At 50.3% G+C, this 328-nt stretch carries 2 tRNA genes; both read right to left on the bottom strand.

The annotated features are described in order from the left end of the window. Window positions 1–82: 82 nt before the first annotated feature. Window positions 83–158, bottom strand: a tRNA-Thr gene (locus KJQ12_RS01945). 3 nt (window positions 159–161) lie between these two features. Beyond that, window positions 162–237: transfer RNA gene (locus KJQ12_RS01940), tRNA-Asn, on the bottom strand. Between the last annotated feature and the right edge of the window lie 91 nt (window positions 238–328).

Raw genomic sequence — 328 nt, 5'->3', positions numbered from 1 at the left:
TTCGAACCCCTGTTACCTCCGTGAAAGGGAGGTGTCTTAACCCCTTGACCAACGGGCCACAAAAGAGAAGGAGAAAAAAAGCTGGAGCTCTCAACCGGGATCGAACCGGTGACCTCATCCTTACCATGGATGCACTCTACCAACTGAGCTATGAGAGCGTGTGGCTCCCCGAACAGGACTCGAACCTGTGACAACTCGGTTAACAGCCGAGTGCTCTACCGACTGAGCTATCGGGGAATGAGGGGGTGTGTATTCCATTATACAGGAAAATTTGCACCCTGAAAACCGGATGCGAATGAAATGTTGAATCAAGCTGATGGAATTTAGG

The sequence above is a fragment of the Thermobacillus xylanilyticus genome, assembly GCF_907165215.1.
GTDB lineage: Bacteria > Bacillota > Bacilli > Paenibacillales > Paenibacillaceae > Thermobacillus > Thermobacillus xylanilyticus.
This window is presented reverse-complemented; position numbering and strand designations above follow the sequence as displayed.